Below are 18,203 nucleotides of genomic sequence, written 5' to 3'. Positions count from 1 at the left end.
GAACATTGTTTAATTGTTTTCATGGCTTTGAGGCAGCTTTGTAGAAGCTGCCTTTTTTTTGCCCTAAACTTTCCTTTTATTTTTTCCTGAAGTAATAGCTTTTCTGCTCCGACCGAACGTCGTAAGTGAAAATTTCTGACGATGAAGAATGAAAGACAGAAAGTAATCCGATATCTCCTGCACAAAACAAACTGTGTATACACATTACAAGCACAAAAGCATAAACGGCAGCTTGATGAAAGAATAGTATAATTCCGCAAAGTGTAATGATTTTAACCACAACCAATGGTGCCAGAGCAATTAATGTAAATTGACGTTGGTTTAAAACATACCTGTCGGCCTCGGCATAAAACATGAATTTTTTGAAATAGGCTCCATAATTTACCTTCGGTGCACCGGTCAGTTTTATTACGATTCCGTGAATAAGTTCGTGAATTACAATAAGTACAGAAACGCAAAAAACAATGGTGCCCAGGCTGTACGAAAGTGGCTGACAAACATCTTTAAAACAGAGAACGATTGAACGGGTTAACAGGAAAAGTCCGGTAAGGATCATCGCTATCTGGTAAAACATATAACTTTTAACCAGCCATCCTCCTTTGCCCAGTTGATCAAGTACGAATGTTTTTATTTCGTGGTGTTCCAGCTCTGCATAAAGTTCGTATTCATCGCTGGAGTTCAATTCTTCAATCGATGGATTACTCCTGCTCATAGCGGATGATGTGGTAGAGATCTTTTAAATTGAATAGCCTGAAAACGATGGCAAATAACACCGAGACTGAAATCATTGTCAGATAACCGTAAAACCAATTATCGATCTGTTTTGAGAGGAAGCCGGCAACGATAACAACCGCAGTAAAAATGAAAAGTTGTACGATATAGGTAATTTTAGGGTGAAGTTTAAAAACAAGAATCGCCAAAATAAATTGGGTAATTCCGGTAAAAAGCTGTGTCGTTAAGCTGGCGTATGCCGATCCATAAGCCATAAATCGCGGAATAAGAATAAGGTTAAGAACGATATTCAATACCATTCCACAAAAAGCCATAATGTTCAATTGTTTCATACTGCCGTTGGCTGTAAGTAATGTGCCGAAAATATAGGTAAAGGCAATACCGATAAAACCTGTCATCAGAATGCCCAGAATCCCCGAGGAGTGTTCGGTACTCGAGGTATACAACGTTCGCATAATCTCCGTATCGTAGAAGATGCTTGAGATGGCAATAATTATTGCCGGAACAATTAACAGGGTAAACGAAAGTTTCACCATCTGCCCGACGTGCTCTTTCTGTTTCAGCATTTTTGCAAAAATTGGCAACAGTAATCCGGCAAAGAGTAATCCGAACATCGAAACGGCATCCAGTAAACGAAACGAGTGTGCATAAATTCCGGCCTGTTCTTTTCCAATGGGGTGCGGGAGCATACGTTCCAGCATTACAGAATCAATCCGGTTGTAAAACGACATCAGCAAAATAAGCAGCGCATACGGATACGATTTTCGGAGAAACACCCTAAAGAAAGAAAGGTCGAACCGCACTTTTATTCTTCCAGATTTTGCAAGCACCACAATAAAAGTGGTTACAGCAGTCAGCACGTAAGCAATCGTCTGAACGTAAACATACCAGTTGATCGAGAATTGGATAGTTGTCCACGATGTGAAAAGTAAAATGCCACATAAAACCAGCATAATACTTCGGTCTAAAACCGATATTAAACTATCGGTCCGGAACAGATGTAACGCGCTGAGATTTGACCGTAAATAAAGCGTGAATGATATCAGAAACTGGTTAAATATCAGAAAGAACAGCAGATGAAACTGAATGTTGTTGTACCCGATAATGGCTGCAACACCTAAACTGAAAATAGCATAAACAAAAGCCAGAACAACCTTTAATCCGATGATATTGGAAAGGTGCTTCGGCAATAAAAAGTTGTGCTGTGCAATGTTGCGGTTGTTGTAGTTGGTAATCCCAACATCGAGCAAAATATTAAGCAACATCGAGAAGTTGAACAAGGCAAAATACAAACCAAAAGTCTCGTCGCCAACAGTGTTTTGCACCGTCCTGTCGATACCGAAAATCCAGATAGGTTTTATCAGCAGATTCAGGAAAAGTAATAATATCAGGTTGGTTACAAATTTGCGTTTCAAAACACCGTGTTTCTTGAATTGTACCTAGAATTTGAACGCTTAAAAGTAACAAATATTTGAACAGACTTTGTACATTTACGAAAAATCGACAGCACTTATGGTTATTGCCGTAAATACTCGTTTGTTATTAAAAGGGAAGCTTGAGGGAATAGGCTGGTTTACTTATGAAACGCTTAAAAGGATGACGATAAATCATCCCGAGCATGAGTTTATTTTTATATTCGACCGACCCTATAATCAGGATTATATTTTTGCAGAAAATGTTACTCCGGTAGTTGTTGGGCCGCCAACACGCCATCCGGTTTTGTGGTACCTGTGGTTTGAATTTCAGATACCAAGAATTTTGAAAAAATACAAGGCGGATCTTTTCCTTTCACCCGACGGTTATCTTTCGCAACGCACAAAAGTGCCTCAGCTGGGTGTAATTCACGACATTAACTTTGTGCATCGTCCCGATGATTTGCCCTGGCTAAAAGCGAAATATTACAATCACTATTTTCCGAGATTCGCCCGCCTGGCTAAACGGATTGCCACTGTATCGTTTTATTCTAAAGAAGATATAACGCGATCGTTCAAAGTGGACTACGACAAGATTGATGTGGTTTACGATGGAATAAACCAGATTTTTGAGCCGATTTCGGACGAGGATAAAATGAAGGTGCGATCGATGTTTACCAACGAAGCTGATTATTTTTTGTTTGTAGGAGCCTTACATCCACGTAAAAATGTTTGTGGCTTGTTAAAAGCTTTCGATGCGTTTAAAAGTGTAGCCAACGACTCAACAAAACTGGTAATTGTTGGGGGCGAAATGCATAAAACAGGCGATATTTTTGAGACCTACGAAAACCTGCGACATAAAGACGATGTGGTGTTTACCGGCCGTGTTTCAACAGCCGACCTGCACGATATTTTTGGGGCCGCATTGGCGCTTACTTTTGTTCCGTTTTTCGAAGGTTTTGGAATCCCAATTGTTGAGGCGATGAGTGCTGGTGTTCCCGTAATTTGCTCTAATACCACCTCTATTCCAGAAGTTGGTGGCAATGCCGTACTTTATGCCGATCCGTTAAAGATCGATCAGATTACCGATGCGATGATCAAGATCAGGAAGGACGATACATTACGTGGCGAACTTGTGGAAAAAGGTTTTATTCAGAAAAATAAATTTAGCTGGGACGAAACGGCGCGTTTGCTGTGGATGAGTGTTGAGAAAAGTCTTCAGTAGGAATTGAATTTTAGTTTACATGTCAGAATCAAAATTACTTTCCTTTTATAACAAAAATACTATTGAAGCAGGTTGCGACGAAGCGGGACGAGGCTGTCTGGCCGGACCGGTATTTGCCGCTGCAGTAATTCTTCCTGCCGACTTTGAGAATGAGTTGCTGAATGATTCAAAAAAACTAAGCGAAAAACAACGTTATCAACTGCGTCCGCTTATTGAAGAGCAGGCGCTGGCGTGGGCAGTTGTGGCAGTCGATAACAAGGAAATTGATGAGGTGAATATTCTGAACGCCTCGTTTTTGGCGATGAACCGAGCGGTTGAAAAGTTAAAAACGGTACCTGAACATTTGCTGATTGACGGAAACCGATTCCGAACAAAAAGTAAAATTCCGTACACCTGCATGATAAAAGGCGACGGACGATTTTATTCCATTGCCGCGGCATCAGTTCTTGCAAAAACCTATCGAGACGATTATATGGCAGAGATCCATGAGGAGTTTCCCCATTACGACTGGAACAAGAACAAAGGTTATCCAACAAAAAAACATCGGGCGGCAATCAAAGAACATGGCCCCACCAGATATCATCGCATGACCTTTCGTTTGTTAGACGAACAACTTGCACTTGATTTTAAGTGAGCAGATGTCTTTAAGTCATCCGCTCATTATTCATTTTTTTTTACCCCTCAGGCAACGTTTTTCATTTACCTTGCATTTTAAAGTTGAAAGCAAACAAATAAGTGCAATTCGAAAAAATAATTCATAAAGTAAAAAAGGGCGATCGGCGGGCTCAAAAGCTGCTGTTCGATAAATATGTCGACCGCTTGTTTGCCGTTGCCCGGCGTTATGCTGTTAATGAAGAACTGGCGAAGGATGCACTTTTTCAGGCTTTTATGAAGATTTATACCAAGTTGCCTGAGTTTGAATACATCAACGAGCCGGCATTGGAGGGGTGGTTAACACGTATTGTTATTAACCAAACTCTGATGGACAGGCGAAAGGAACTGAGTACGCTTTACAAAGTGGAAACGCTGGATGAAGAACGTCATGAAACAAGCTGGATTGAGGAAATGGACGACGGAGCACTGATTGACCTGGTAAATGAATTGCCGGATGGATACCGAACCGTGTTTTTAATGAATGCTGTTGATGGTTATGCACACAAAGAGATTGCTGAGGTGTTGGGAATTTCGGAAAGCACATCGCGGTCGCAATTTTTTAAAGCACGTAAATTTTTACAAAAGAAACTAGCACAGGATTATGGACAATCTGGAACATAGAATAAAAAATGCTTTCGAATCGAACGATAAAAAAACGTCGTTCTCAGGAAGGGAGCAAATGTGGAGCCGGCTCGATTCGGAATTGCACGGAAGAAAAGGTGTGGCTGCATTCTGGAGAATTGCTGCTGTTTTTCTGGGTTTATTGCTTACGCTTGGAGTTGTTGCCTCACTAAACAACAGAGCAAATAAACGTGCAGAAATGGAAAATGTAAAGCACGAAATTACAACATTGCAGCTACTGGTCGATTCGCTGCAAACGGTTCCTGCAGAAGTTAGAACCGAGGTGCAGGTGGTTGAAACGGAAAAAGTGGTTTACCGCGACAGGGTGGTGGAAAACAATGTTCCTGATGAATCAAAAAAATGGCAGCAGAACTATCAGCAGGCCATGGATTCAATCCAAACACTACAAAATGCAACTGCTGCTTTTAAAGCCGAAATCGAAACGTTAAATGATGAGCTGCTTGCATTGAAAAACCGGACAGAATCAAAAAATACGGAGCCTGCTCAGTCAGCAAATCCTTTTGAACTAAAAAGCGAACGTGTAGAACTGGGACCTCAGCCAAAACCATCGGTGAAGTCACCGGAGATGGAAATGAAAGTGTTCCAAAGAAACTTTATCGAGAACCGGAATAACCTGAACAGTACGATATTCAAAAAATGATAAACAATTAAAACCATGAAAACAATTTTTTCAATTTTTCTTTTTCTTTCGCTGGCCTTTTCAGCATCAGCCATGGACGGATATTTTAAAGCCGACACGGTTCGATACAAGTTCGATAAAATGCTGATTGAGGTGGCCAGCACCAATGCGCTGAATAAAACTCCACACAAAATGAGTATGCAGGGCAGGGTAGAGCAGATTCAAAAAGTATTGGCCGAAATGACCGTTGTACCGCCGGCTGATGATGAAATGATCACCATTGCATTTCGCGATCAGGGCGAAGATATGTGGGTGTGGAACTTTAAAGAGATAGAACTGTCGCGGAGCAAACGAAACACCAAAAGTCTGGTTGTTTTCGACGATGGAACCACTTTTGAAAAAGACTTTGGCCGCTACTGCATTTACTTTTCGTACCGCGCCATGGAAATGAAAATTTATGTGGATGATTTGAATGATCTTAACTATTTTCTTTCTGATGAGTTCGAAAAGAAAGCGCAGCAGTCTGAAGATTTTCTGAAAAAGGAGTACGGCGAAAAATACAAGAAAGGTATTATTGCCTGGCTCGATTTGCGTGACGACGAAGTGAAAGCTAATTATCAAAACAACAGTAAAAATCTTGATATGCTTATCATTTCAGGAGGAATCGGATCGGGATGGATAAAGAATACATTTGTTTCGGATATTAATTTAAGGCTGGGTGTTTCGTTTAGCAAAAAAGGAGTATTCAAGAACTTGTATGCAGTTGACTACAATATGATGTATGATTTTTCGGAGTCGAACGACAACAAGTTTTTTGAGCTCAATCACTTTGTGTCGCTGGCCTGGGAACACAATTTTTCGGATGTTTCGGGAGAGGATAAATGGTATGGATTTTCTGTTGGTTACCTGGTGAAAAGGAACAACGACTTCTTTAAGGACAACACTTTTAGAGTGTCGGTAAACAAGAAGATCAACAATACATTTATGATTAAACCCGAACTTTATTTCAACGACTTCTTCAAAAATGTTTATCCGGGAATACGTTTGTCGGTAGCATTTTAATTTGGCAAAGGATCCGATCTGTATATGTTTAAAATTATACAGATCGGATCCCTATTTTTTAGCTTGATTAGTGATAGTATGACTTCGAGTCATGCTATCACTAATTTGCTTCAGCAGCAATTTTTTCACCCACTTTAACCGTGGTTTCCATGCCTTTTTTTGTGTTTTCAATCAGGTCGGTATCAAAGGTGATCTTTCCTTTTTCGAAGAGTAAAACCAATGTTGATCCGCCAAAAGCAAAGTAACCTTTCTCGTCACCTTTATTCACTTTACTATTTGATTCGTAGGTTTGAATAATACTTCCAACCATGGTCGCGCCCACATCAACGATGAGAATATCTCCAAATTCATCTGTTGAAAGTGTACAATGTTCGCGTTTGTTTTCACAGAAAATCTTCAGGCTGCCGCGCAATGCCAGTGGCGACACCGAATAATAATGACCTTTAATTTTAACCGATTCAGAAGCTTTGCCCGCTGCCGGGAAATGATAACGGTGGTAATCAACCGGTGCCAAACGAATAATGGCCATTGCTCCCGCTTCATATTTGTTTGCAAGTCCTTCATCGCCGAGGAAAGTCTGCAGGTTAAATTCAGAACCTTTTATAAAAAACGACGGAATATCTTTCGTCGATTGAAAGGCCAGAATTTTACCATCGGCCGGAGAAACAACACCTTCTTCCAGAGGCCGCGCACCCGGTTTTAGCTTGCGATAGAAAAATTCGTTAAAGGTTTTATAGTGCTGAATATCGCTGAATTCGCATTCGTTTAAATTAATGTGGTGCTCGTTTACAAAATCAGTGACACGTTTTGCCGAAAGTTTGGAATCCATATACCAACCGCCAACTGCTGAAACAATCTTGCGTTTAAACAAAATATGAAGGGCCGCTTTCCCGGTTGCGGAGGAGTACAACCATTTTAACACTCCGTCGCTGGGAACATTTTCAGTTTTAACTTCCCCGTTGGCTCTTTCTATATATTTTATGGTTTCCATTTTGTTATCCGGCTCAGCTTCTTTTTGGCAAGAAATAAAAGTAAAAAGAAGCAATACCAAACTTAAACGTTTCATTTGAATTTATTCCGGTTTATAACCTTCGTCAACTAATAGATTCGGTTTCATCGATGCTTCAACTGCCAGCTCATCGCAACGTTCGTTAAGCGGATTGTTGGCATGACCTTTTACCCAAACAAACTTTACAACGTGCTTTTTATAAATCTCAAGAAAACGCATCCAAAGGTCGGGATTTTTTTTGCCTTTAAAACGTTTCTTTACCCAATTAAAAACCCATCCTTTTTCAACCGCATCGGCAACATATTTCGAGTCGGTGTAAATCGTCACATCGCAGCCTTCAATTTTCAACGACTCCAATGCCACAATAACCGCCAGCAATTCCATCCGGTTGTTGGTGGTATGTTTATATCCTTCCGAAAGTTCTTTGCGGTGAGGTCCCGAAAGTAGCACAATTCCGTATCCTCCGTTTCCCGGGTTTCCGCGGGCAGCACCATCGGTGTATATCGTAATTTTGGGTCGAGCCATTTGTTGATTTGTATTTTGCTTACAAAATAGGGAGTATTATTCTAAATAAGCAAACAATGTTTCGCTTTACGTCTGCAAAAACAATACTGCCATTTATAAATAGGAGTCCATGAAATTTTAAGGTGAGAAACAAATAGGATGGTACTCTTCAGAAGTTTACAAGCCAAGCATAAGAAATAGACTTTTAGCCCTATCGGGCGGATTCTACTCTTTGGCTTAGCCCAAAGAGTAGACAGAAAATCCAAGGCTGCGCCCGCTTCACTCGAAAAAGCTACGCAGCGCCGACTAAAATTCCTGAAACTCGTCGTACCTCCTCAAACATCAGTAATTTTTTAACGCTGTCACTGCTTGTTTTTCGGTTCACCGACCGAGGCCAAGCTATGATGTAGCATTCGATTTACGTTAAAGTTACAATAGTCGAACGGCCTCTTTTGGGCTTTACCTGGAGTTGAAATGAAACCCTAGTGAGAGCGGGAAGCTCCGAGTTAGCGAGGAGATCACCCGTCCGAACTTGGGTTTTATGAAAACGGAGGGTGAAGATCAAAAGCAGCCTTGAATTTTCTGCTTCGTCTTTGCTTTAAGGCAAAGATGAAGGCCGCCGGCCGGCAGAAAGTACAATCGATTTGGTAAGATTTCAAAAGACCCTGAAATAAATTCAGGGTGACTTATGTTCGTGTCTTTCCAAATATTTTGCAAACAAAAAACCTCGCCAAAAAAATGACGAGGTTTTCCATAAATATCTTGTGTTCGCTTAGCGAATTATCGTCATTTCGTCGATCAGGTTTTGTGCACCGGCATAAACATCAACTACCCACAATACAAAACGGATATCAACATTAATACAACGTTGTAGATTTTCTTCAAAATCAAGGTCACCACTCATAGCTTCCCAGTTTCCGTCGAATGCGATTCCGATTAATTCGCCTTTTCCGTTAATAACAGGACTTCCTGAGTTTCCTCCGGTTATGTCGTTGTCGGTAATAAAACAAGCACGAAGTTTACCGTCTTCATCAGCGTACTGTCCGAAGTTTTTATCCAGTAACAATTCTTTCATACGCTTTGGAACGTCAAACTCGTAATCGCCAGGAATTTCTTTCTCAAGGTAACCGTCGGTGGTTGTGTAATATTTGTAAGTTACACCATCGCGCGGATCGTATGGCATTACTGTTCCGTAAGTTAAACGCATGGTTGAGTTGGCATCCGGGTAGAATTTTTTGTCGGGTTGCATTTCCATCAAACCGGCAACAAACAATCTTCTTCCTTTCAACAACTGCTCATTTCCTTGACGCAGTGTCATCGATGTTGAACGATACATATCGAAAATTTCAACTGCTGCCTGGAAAGCCATGTCTTTCTCCAGCACCTTTAATGATGGATTTTCGAGGAAAGCAGAAAGTTCTTCCTGGTTGTCGAAGATCGATTTCTGGAACATTTTAGCTGCGTACTTCTCGTAATCACCTTTGTATTTGTTCTGGATTTCAGAATAGAATTCAGGATAAAATTTTGAAGCATTGTTGTCGGCATAGATTTTCAACAGCGCAGCAACAATTTTTTCATCTGTAGCTGCGTCGTAATCTTTAAAATAACCGTCCAATGTGCCAGCAAGTCTTGCGGCCAAGGCTTCTATTCTGTCTTTATTTTCTTCCGGTTTTTCCAGCAGGTCGGCCAGCTGATTGGCACGGTAGGCGAACATAAAAATTTCAGGTCCGCGCAAAAGTGCTTCAGCAGCGTATTCCATAGCTTTTTCAGCTTCAACATCTTTGTACGATTCTTCGATTAACGGAAGCGCTTCACCGTATTTTGCTTTTCTGTCGGCACTGGCATCTACCCAATTAGTAAACTCATTTTCGAGTTCCTGTTTCTGAGCAATGATTCCGAGCTTTGTTAAAGCTTCGTTCTGGCCAATTGCATTTTTGTAATAGTTGGCACTGCTGGCATGTTTCGAAGCGTACTGGATTTTTGCTTTTTGGCTGGTAGCCATGTAGTCGGCAATAATTTCCAGTTTTTTCTCGCGAATAACAATACGAGCGGTGTTGGTCACCTGCATGGTGTAATCAATTCCCCACGATGTTTTGTAACGATTGGTGCTTCCCGGATAACCAAATACCATTGCAAAATCGTTTTCTTTTACACCTTTTAAAGAAATTGGCAAGTGGTGTTTTGGCTGGTAAGGAACATTGTCTTCCGAATATTCAGCAGGTGTTCCGTCAGGAGCACAGTAAACGCGGAACATCGAGAAATCGTTGGTATGACGTGGCCACATCCAGTTGTCGGTGTCGCCACCAAATTTACCCAATGCCTGTGGTGGAGCTCCTACCAAACGTACATCTTTAAACGTTTCGGTAACGAAAAGAAAATACTGGTTGGCTTTAAAAAAGTCTCTGATATATACTTCGTAATGTGTATCGCCTTTTGCCTCACGTTCCAACTGGCGGGTAGCTTCATCAATTTTCTGCGAGCGCTCGCTTTCGGTCATGTCGTCGGTTACTTCAGCCAAAACCTTCGCAGTAACATCTTCAACCGAAATAAGGAAAGTAACTGTTTTTCCCGGATTCGGAAGTTCTTCTTCTTTCGACATCGCCCAAAAACCATCTTGCAGGTAGTCGTGCTCAACACTCGAATGTTGCTGAATTTCGCCAAATCCACAGTGGTGGTTGGTTAAAAGTAAACCGTCTTTCGAAATTACTTCTGCGGTACACGATCCACGATCAAGTGCCACAATCGCATCTTTCAGGCTCGATTGATTAATGCTGTAGATATCTTCAGCACTCAATTCGCAGCCCATATCTTGCATGGTTTTAATGTTCAGTTTGTGAATAAGCGAAGGGAGCCACATTCCTTCTTTTGCGACTGCCGAGCCAATCATAACGATTGTCAACAACAGTACCAGATTTAATTTTCTCATCATTGTAATAATTGTTCTATTCAAAAAATTTGTGCAAATATAGTTTTTCAAAGCACTTAACAAGGTGATTTATATCTCTTTTGTTCTTTCGATTAATTTGAAAAGAGGCCAATAAAGCTCTCAGAATACAGGTTGTAACACAGGAGTCGTTTTTAACTTTCCTGAAAATTTTGGTCCGGTTTTAAGATTTGTATTTGAAATGCTGCCCGAATTACACGAATTGCATTATATTCAAAATAAAAAATTGAAATGAGCCGATTTTCCAGAATTATAATGTGGATTTTGTTGTGGGGAGCGTTGTTTGTTGCCATCGCGTATTTTTTGCCCAAAACGGTTGTTGTTGAGCGGAGTGCCGAAATTCAGGCTCCGGCAAAAACGGTTTATGCGCAAATTATTGATTTGCACCAATGGGATCATTGGTCGCCGTGGAAGCGAATGAATGACGACGTGAGCGTGGAGTATAAAAATAATGGTGTTGGTGTGGGAAGCGGTTATACGCTTACAAGCAAAACAAAAAAAGAAAGTGGTGCTACCATTGAAATTACTGAAGCAAAACCTTTTGATAAAATTGCTGTGATGCTCGATTTTAAGGAGCGGGGAGAGGCATCGAGTTGTTTTCTGCTTACAGAAAACAACATGACAACTACCGTTACCTGGACTTTGACTTACGATGTGGGTAATAATCCGTTTGCCCGCTGGATCGGGCTACTGATGAATAAAAGTATGGGCACCGATTTTGATAATGGCTTGGTAAAGCTCAAGGCACTCTGTCAGGTAATCGATAAAGAAAATGAATATGTGATCTTACTCGACGAAGTTGAAGAAATGAATTATGCCGGTGTTCGCGAAACGGTACCTTTTATTGAGGTGAGCCGTGAAATGAGTGCGATGTACAATGAGATCAGTAAGTTTTTGGCACAGAAAGAAATTGAAATGGCCGGAATGCCTTTTGCCTTATATCACCTGATGGATGAAGAAGAGATCGACCTTGAATGTGGTATTCCCATCGATGAAATTGTTGAAGGAAATAGAACGGTAAACGTGGCAACTTTTCCAACAACCACTTGTGCCTGCCTTGATTTTTACGGCGATTACAACAACTTGCAGGAAGGACACATTGCCCTGCAAAAATGGATGGAAACTCACGGATTAAACCTGGCAAGTGCGCCCATGGAAATTTACCTTACCGATCCGCAACAGGAACCGGATCCGGCAAACTGGATCACCCGAATTTGCTATCCTGTTGAACGATAGGCCGATTTTTAAATTCTAAGAGTTAAAAATCAATTGGTTAAAAATACCTAAACAACAGGGCTATGTCTCAATTCTTGCTAAATTTGTAGCCTTAAAATTTTTTAGGGAGTGGAAGAGAAGAAGTTTTTTGATAAACTAAAAAATCAATACCGGTTAATAATTTACAACGATACCACGTTTCAGTCGGTGTGGAGTATGAAACTCTCGCGTCTGAAAGTGTTTACCGTAACCAGTTTAACATCGGCAATTTTGGTGATTCTGGTTATCTTGTTGATTGCAACTACCGGATTACGCGAATATATTCCTGGTTATCCAAAAGCAGAGTACCGTCAGATGCTGGTGCGTAATGCTTTGGTGGTTGATTCGCTGGAGCAGGAATTGGCAAAACGCGATCAGTTTTTTAGAGGAATCCAGGCGATTATGGCCGGAGAAGTGCCGGAAGATGATTTGTCGTCGCCAATCGAACTGGATAATGAAGCCGTGGAATTTAAAGAATACAATCACGATTCTGTTTTCCAGGAGAAGCTGCTTGCCGAACAGTTGAGCCTCTCAATTAGAAATGATAATGCAGATGTTACCCAATTAAGCCAGGTGAACTTTTTTGTACCGGTAAAAGGCGTTGTTTCGGAGCATTTTCAAAATATACCCGATCATTTTGGTGTTGATTTGGTGAGTCAACCAAATGCCCGAATCTCATCGGTGCTTGACGGAACGGTGATTTTTGCAGGATGGACTCTTGAAACAGGTTATGTGGCTTACATTCAGCACGAAGCAAATATTGTGTCGGTGTATAAACACAATGCCGAATTATTAAAAAAGACCGGTCAGGCGGTGAAAGCCGGCGAGGCAATCGCCATTATAGGAAACACAGGAGAATTATCGAGTGGACCGCATCTGCATTTTGAATTGTGGCACGACGGAAAAGCACTTGATCCGGAACAGTACATCGACTTTTAAAATGAAGAAAAGAATAGCAATTCTTGGATCTACCGGATCCATTGGAACCCAGGCCCTCGAAGTTATTGAGCAAAATCCCGAATTGTTTGAAGTTGAGGTTTTAACAGCAAATAATAGTGTGGAACTGCTTATTCAGCAAGCCAAAAAATTTCAACCCAATGTGGTGGTTATTGCCAATAAGGATAACTACCGGCTGGTTGCCGATGCCCTTGAAGATGAAGATATAAAAGTTTATGCAGGAGAAGAGGCATTAAACCAGGTAGTTGAGATGGATACCATCGATTTGGTGCTAACTGCAATGGTGGGTTATTCCGGGTTGATTCCAACATACAACGCGGTTAAAGTTGGAAAACCAATAGCACTGGCAAATAAAGAAACACTGGTTGTTGCCGGCGAGATCATTACAAAAGCTGCTCGCGAGAAACGGGTTGATTTGTTGCCCGTTGATTCCGAACATTCAGCTATTTTTCAGTGTTTGGTTGGCGAATATATGAACCCGATTGAAAAGCTTTATCTCACTTGTTCGGGTGGCCCGTTCAGAGGGAAATCGCTTGACGAATTAAAACATGTTACAGTTGACGATGCCTTGGCACACCCGAACTGGGATATGGGAGCAAAAATCACCATCGATTCGGCAACGCTAATGAACAAAGGTTTCGAGGTAATTGAAGCGCACTGGCTTTTCGGACTTCCGGCTTCGAAGATCGATGTTATCGTTCATCCCGAGTCGATTATCCATTCAATCGTTCAGTTTGAAGATGGCTCGATGAAAGCGCAAATGGGATTGCCCGATATGAAGTTACCCATTCAATACGCCATGGGATTCCCGCAACGGATATCAAATAACTTCCCGCGTTTCAACTTTTTAGATTACCCTAGTTTGAATTTTGAACAGCCAAATACAGAAATTTTTCGTAACCTTGCACTCTCCTTTGAAGCGATGGAAAAAGGCGGAAATATGCCTTGCATCCTGAATGCTGCAAACGAGATAGTTGTTGAGGCATTTTTAAAACGAAAAATTAAGTTTTTAGAAATGCCCGAAATTATAGAACAAGCCATGAATAAGGTTGATTTTATAAATCAGCCAACGCTCAATGATTTAATTGAGACCAACAACGAAACAAGAAAGGTGGCACAGTTGTTAACAGAAAACAAAATTTAGAAAGAAGTTAATGGAGTCGATTTTAATTAAAACAGCACAGTTACTTTTAAGCCTCTCAATATTGGTGGTTCTGCATGAAGCAGGTCACTTTATGTTTGCCCGTTTGTTTAAAACACGGGTTGAAAAATTTTACCTCTTTTTTGATCCATGGTTTTCACTTTTTAAAATTAAAAAAGGCGAAACAGAATACGGAATTGGCTGGCTACCTCTTGGTGGTTATGTAAAGATTTCGGGAATGATCGATGAGTCGATGGATAAGGAAGCCATGAAACTTCCGCCTCAACCATGGGAATTTCGCGCAAAACCGGCCTGGCAACGACTGCTGATTATGGTTGGTGGTGTGTTAATGAATTTCCTGTTTGCCATGATCATTTATATTGGTGTGCTTTATGCATGGGGCGAGCAATATTTGCCAACCGAGAATGTAACATACGGTGTTGTAGTTAACGAAGTAGGGGAGCAACTGGGATTTGAAACCGGTGACAAAATTCTTACCGTTGATAACCAATATGTAGAGCAGTTCAGTAAAATTGTACCAACCATTGTTTTGGATGGCGCTAAAACTGTTCAGGTTGAACGCGATGGTCAGAAAGTTGATGTAGCGATTACAAGCGAAGATCTGGCTTTGTTGTTAAAAAGCAAAGGTATTTGGGAAGAACGTATTCCTTACGATATTAATATTGGTAGACTGGCAAAAGACCTACCTGCACAAAAAGCAGGACTGGAAGTTGGCGATGTTTTAGGAAATGTTGATGGGAAATCATTCGGTTATTACGATGAGTTTACCAATTATATAGAGTCAAAGAATGGTCAGGAAATTACGATGGAAATTACACGCGATGGCCAGCCAATGACTAAAACATTGACAGTAGGAGAAGATGGTAAAATTGGATTTAACGCCGGATTTAATCATCCGGAAGATCTTTTCGAGTACAAAACCATAAAATACGGATTCCTGGAGTCTATTCCTGCAGGTATCGACCGCGGTGTTCAAACTACCGGAAATTACCTGAAACAGTTTAAGTTGTTCTTTAAAAAAGAAACAAAAGCATACGAGTCGTTGGGTGGATTTGCAACCATCGGAAGTATTTTTGCACCTACCTGGGACTGGGCACATTTCTGGAATATGACAGCATTTATTTCTATCATTCTTGCCATTATGAACCTCTTGCCAATTCCTGCTTTAGATGGCGGACACGTAATGTTTTTATTCGGCGAAATGATTACCGGACGTAAACCCGGAGAGAAATTTTTGGAGTACGCACAAATTGCCGGAATGGTATTACTTTTGGCGCTGGTACTTTATGCCAATGCCAACGATATAATTAAAATGATTAACGGCACGTTTTAATGAAAAAAAACTATTTTTGTCGTGGAACCAATTAACTTATTAGATATGAATTTATTTGTAGTAGCAGGATTTATCGGACCTCAGGAAATAATAATCATCTTAATTATTGTATTACTTCTTTTTGGTGGTCGTAAAATTCCGGAATTGATGAAAGGCCTTGGAAAAGGAATGAAGGAATTTAAAGAAGCCACAAAAGAAGATGAGGCTGAGGGTAAAAAGTCCGATACCGAAAAAATCGAAAAATAGTTAATATCGATTCAGATATTGTGAATCCCGTTCTGTAAAGCAGTTACGGGATTTTTTGTCTTTACTTTACTGCGGTTTGCCAGATGTATGTATCAGTGCTACAAACTGGTAAGGTTTTTGTTAGAATTCGGATAAATCCAAAAAAGCTGATAATATGAGACGTATTAACCACCTTATTATTCTGTTGCTTCTCGCATCTGTTTTTGCAGGTTGTGGCGACGACGCAACCCAAATGTATACCAACATCACCGGAAAGGCCGGCGAGATGGTTGTTGTAATTTCTGATGATTCATGGGAAGGAGCTCCCGGTACACTGATCAAAGAAACACTGGCGCAACCACATGTCGGATTACCACAGGAAGAACCGCTTTTCGACCTGATTGATGTGCCGCATGCAGCATTTAAAAAGATCTTCAGAACAACACGTAACGTTTTACAAACGCAAATCTCATCTAACGTTGATGAGAGTGGGATCGCTTTTACCGACGATGTTTGGGCGTACCCGCAGGCTACAGTGCAAATACGTGCAAAAACTCCTGAGGAATTTGTAAAGATATTTGAAAGCAATAAGGACAAAATCTTGTCTTATTTTATACTGGCTGAAAAAGAACGTAATACCATGAACTATAAAAAGGTTTATGAAAAAGCCGTTTACAATACACTCGATCAGGAATTCGGAGTTACGATGAAAGTGCCACCGGGTTTCCGCATCATGGAAAAGAAAAAGGATTTTCTATGGGTACAGTTCGATTCGCCTGAAATCACCCAGGGGATTGTAGTTTATTCTTATCCGTACGTTTCCGACAGTGCATTTACAGTTGACTACCAATTACCGATCCGTGATAGTTTGTTAAAGAAATACGTTCCGGGGCCAACAGATGGAAGTTACATGTCGACAGAAAAACGACTCGAACAGATCAATAATGTAATTAAGCACAATGGTAATTATGCAACCGAAATGCGTGGTTTATGGCGTGTTGAGAACGATTTTATGGGAGGACCATATGTCGCTCTTTCGGAGTTGGATGTTTCGAATCAGCGTGTAATCAATGCTTTTGGTTTCGTTTATGCACCCAGCAAAGACAAAAGAAACCTGATACGCCAGGTTGAAGCAATGATATACTCATTGAAACAAAACAACCAGGCTGATAACGATAAACTAAATCAGCAGGATGTTGAAATTCAGGTGGAAGGGTAAGTCGAAAATCGGATAAAAAACTTTAGTTATTCAGGAGAGGATTAACTATCATCCCCTTCAAAGGGGAATTCCTTACTAAACCACTGACGTGGAATATTGTAAATCCTCCTTATAAAGGAGGTGGCTGACGAAGGAAGCCGGAGGATGTTTTAAAAGGACTCTAATTGAGCAGTACGATATAAAAAAAGCAGGCTGGAAATTGATTTTTCCAGCCTGCTTTTTTATGTGGTTTAAACTACGTCCTGTTAGAATGCAGCTTTTACAATCTCGCTTACGTTATCCGAAATACCATAGGTGTAAATGTGTAACGAAGGTACGTTATGTGCAACCAAATCCTTCGACTGGTAAATCGCCCACTCGGTTCCTACTCGTCGTGCATCGTCGTTGTTTTTGCATTTTGCCAGCTCTTTCGACAAGTCTTGTGGCAGGTCGATGCTAAAGATCTTTGGAAGCACTGTCAATTGGTTTTTCAGATTAATCGGTTTGATTCCCGGAATAATCGGCACTGTAATTCCCATTGCCCGGCATTTGTCTACAAAGTCGTAATAAACCTGGTTATCGAAAAACATTTGTGTAACAATGTAATCAGCACCTTCGTCCACTTTTTGTTTAAGGTAAGCCAAGTCTTGCTCCTTGTTTGGTGCTTCAAAATGTTTCTCCGGATAACCGGCAACACCAATACAAAAATCAAGTGGTTTATTGTTTTTCAGGTCAGCATCAAGGTATTTTCCTTCTCCCAGATCTTTAATTTGTTTTACCAACTCGTTGGCGTTCGAATGCCCGTTTTGTGTTGGTTGAAACACATGCTGACTTTTTATTCCATCCCCACGCAAAGCCAAAACATTGTTGATCCCCAAAAAGTTAAGATCGATAAGTACGTGCTCAGTTTCACTTTTTGTAAAACCGCCACATAAAATATGCGGAACTACCGGAATGCCGTATTTGTGTTGAATATCGGCAGCAATAGCAACCGTTCCCGGACGTTTCCGAACCGTTTGTTTTACAATTCTTCCGTCGGCGAGTTCTTTAAATTCAACTTCGTCGCGGTGGGTAGTAATATTAATATATTTCGGATCGAACTCCGTTAAACTTTCTATCGTTTTATGCAGGCGCGAAACATCGTTGCCTTTTAATGGCGGCAGTAACTCGAAAGAAAATACTGTTTTCTTTGCCTGATTTATGGTGTCTATAACTTTCATGCTATTTTAGTCTGTTTTGCTGGTGCAAATTTAACAATTTCGGACCTCATC

Annotated in this window: 17 protein-coding genes; 11 read left to right on the top strand and 6 right to left on the bottom strand. The window is 40.8% G+C overall.

Features of this window, described 5'->3' with window-relative positions; translation table 11 throughout:
• Positions 1-76 precede the first annotated feature (76 nt).
• Both SLH46_RS00240 and SLH46_RS00235 read right to left on the bottom strand, forming a co-directional pair.
• Entirely contained in the window at positions 77-712 is a 636-nt protein-coding gene (locus SLH46_RS00240) for a DUF3267 domain-containing protein (RefSeq protein ID WP_320279120.1), read from the bottom strand.
• Positions 699-2,147 (bottom strand): oligosaccharide flippase family protein, encoded by a 1,449-nt coding sequence (locus tag SLH46_RS00235; protein ID WP_320279119.1) that lies wholly within the window; start codon positions 2,145-2,147, stop codon positions 699-701. The genes SLH46_RS00240 and SLH46_RS00235 overlap by 14 nt, the downstream gene beginning before the upstream one ends.
• A gap of 97 nt (positions 2,148-2,244) precedes the next feature.
• Between SLH46_RS00235 and SLH46_RS00230 the strand changes: the two genes are divergently transcribed.
• The 5 genes from SLH46_RS00230 (at position 2,245) to SLH46_RS00210 (ending at position 6,346) form a co-directional block, all read left to right on the top strand.
• On the top strand, positions 2,245-3,369 hold the full coding sequence (locus SLH46_RS00230) for a glycosyltransferase family 4 protein (RefSeq protein WP_320279118.1): 1,125 nt from the start codon (positions 2,245-2,247) through the stop codon (positions 3,367-3,369).
• A 19-nt stretch (positions 3,370-3,388) separates the two neighbouring features.
• Positions 3,389-4,003: a ribonuclease HII gene (locus SLH46_RS00225; RefSeq protein ID WP_320279117.1), complete on the top strand. Its 615-nt coding sequence runs from the start codon at positions 3,389-3,391 to the stop codon at positions 4,001-4,003.
• A gap of 101 nt (positions 4,004-4,104) precedes the next feature.
• Entirely contained in the window at positions 4,105-4,644 is a 540-nt protein-coding gene (locus SLH46_RS00220) for an RNA polymerase sigma factor (protein WP_320279116.1), read from the top strand.
• On the top strand, positions 4,625-5,305 hold the full coding sequence (locus SLH46_RS00215; RefSeq protein WP_320279115.1) for a hypothetical protein: 681 nt from the start codon (positions 4,625-4,627) through the stop codon (positions 5,303-5,305). Before SLH46_RS00220 ends, SLH46_RS00215 begins: the two co-directional genes overlap by 20 nt.
• 15 nt (positions 5,306-5,320) lie before the next feature.
• Positions 5,321-6,346, top strand: coding sequence for a hypothetical protein (locus SLH46_RS00210; RefSeq protein WP_320279114.1), 1,026 nt, complete (start codon positions 5,321-5,323; stop codon positions 6,344-6,346).
• 100 nt (positions 6,347-6,446) lie between these two features.
• On the opposite strand, the gene SLH46_RS00205 is transcribed toward SLH46_RS00210, so the two are convergent.
• From SLH46_RS00205 to SLH46_RS00195, 3 genes are all read right to left on the bottom strand, one after another.
• Positions 6,447-7,412, bottom strand: coding sequence for a phosphatidylserine decarboxylase (locus SLH46_RS00205; RefSeq protein WP_320279113.1), 966 nt, complete (start codon positions 7,410-7,412; stop codon positions 6,447-6,449).
• 6 nt (positions 7,413-7,418) lie between these two features.
• Positions 7,419-7,880, bottom strand: coding sequence for a ribonuclease HI (gene rnhA, locus SLH46_RS00200; protein WP_320279112.1), 462 nt, complete (start codon positions 7,878-7,880; stop codon positions 7,419-7,421).
• Positions 7,881-8,631: 751 nt separating this feature from the next.
• Positions 8,632-10,788 (bottom strand): S46 family peptidase, encoded by a 2,157-nt coding sequence (locus SLH46_RS00195; protein WP_320279111.1) that lies wholly within the window; start codon positions 10,786-10,788, stop codon positions 8,632-8,634.
• A gap of 246 nt (positions 10,789-11,034) precedes the next feature.
• On the opposite strand from SLH46_RS00195, the gene SLH46_RS00190 reads away from it, so the two are divergent.
• From SLH46_RS00190 to SLH46_RS00165, 6 genes are all read left to right on the top strand, one after another.
• Positions 11,035-12,039, top strand: a complete 1,005-nt coding sequence (locus SLH46_RS00190) for a GyrI-like domain-containing protein (RefSeq protein ID WP_320279110.1) — start codon at positions 11,035-11,037, stop codon at positions 12,037-12,039.
• A gap of 108 nt (positions 12,040-12,147) precedes the next feature.
• Positions 12,148-12,996: a M23 family metallopeptidase gene (locus SLH46_RS00185; RefSeq protein ID WP_320279109.1), complete on the top strand. Its 849-nt coding sequence runs from the start codon at positions 12,148-12,150 to the stop codon at positions 12,994-12,996.
• Between the two features lies 1 nt (position 12,997).
• Complete coding sequence (locus tag SLH46_RS00180) at positions 12,998-14,158, top strand: 1-deoxy-D-xylulose-5-phosphate reductoisomerase (protein WP_320279108.1); 1,161 nt, start codon at positions 12,998-13,000, stop codon at positions 14,156-14,158.
• Positions 14,159-14,168: 10 nt separating this feature from the next.
• Positions 14,169-15,509, top strand: coding sequence for an RIP metalloprotease RseP (gene rseP / locus SLH46_RS00175; protein ID WP_320279107.1), 1,341 nt, complete (start codon positions 14,169-14,171; stop codon positions 15,507-15,509).
• A 45-nt stretch (positions 15,510-15,554) separates the two neighbouring features.
• Positions 15,555-15,755: a twin-arginine translocase TatA/TatE family subunit gene (gene tatA / locus SLH46_RS00170; protein WP_320279106.1), complete on the top strand. Its 201-nt coding sequence runs from the start codon at positions 15,555-15,557 to the stop codon at positions 15,753-15,755.
• A gap of 154 nt (positions 15,756-15,909) precedes the next feature.
• The gene (locus tag SLH46_RS00165; RefSeq protein WP_320279105.1) at positions 15,910-16,953 is read left to right on the top strand and encodes a DUF4837 family protein; all 1,044 of its coding nucleotides are present in this window, start codon (positions 15,910-15,912) and stop codon (positions 16,951-16,953) included.
• A gap of 245 nt (positions 16,954-17,198) precedes the next feature.
• Here SLH46_RS00165 and metF read toward each other — a convergent pair whose 3' ends face one another.
• Entirely contained in the window at positions 17,199-18,152 is a 954-nt protein-coding gene (gene metF, locus SLH46_RS00160) for a methylenetetrahydrofolate reductase [NAD(P)H] (RefSeq protein ID WP_320279104.1), read from the bottom strand.
• Positions 18,153-18,203: the final 51 nt, after the last annotated feature.

Source organism: Draconibacterium sp. IB214405 (assembly GCF_033963885.1).
Taxonomy (GTDB): Bacteria; Bacteroidota; Bacteroidia; order Bacteroidales; family Prolixibacteraceae; genus Draconibacterium.
The sequence above is the reverse complement of the archived record's forward strand: the minus strand, read 5'-3'. Positions and strand labels throughout refer to the sequence as shown.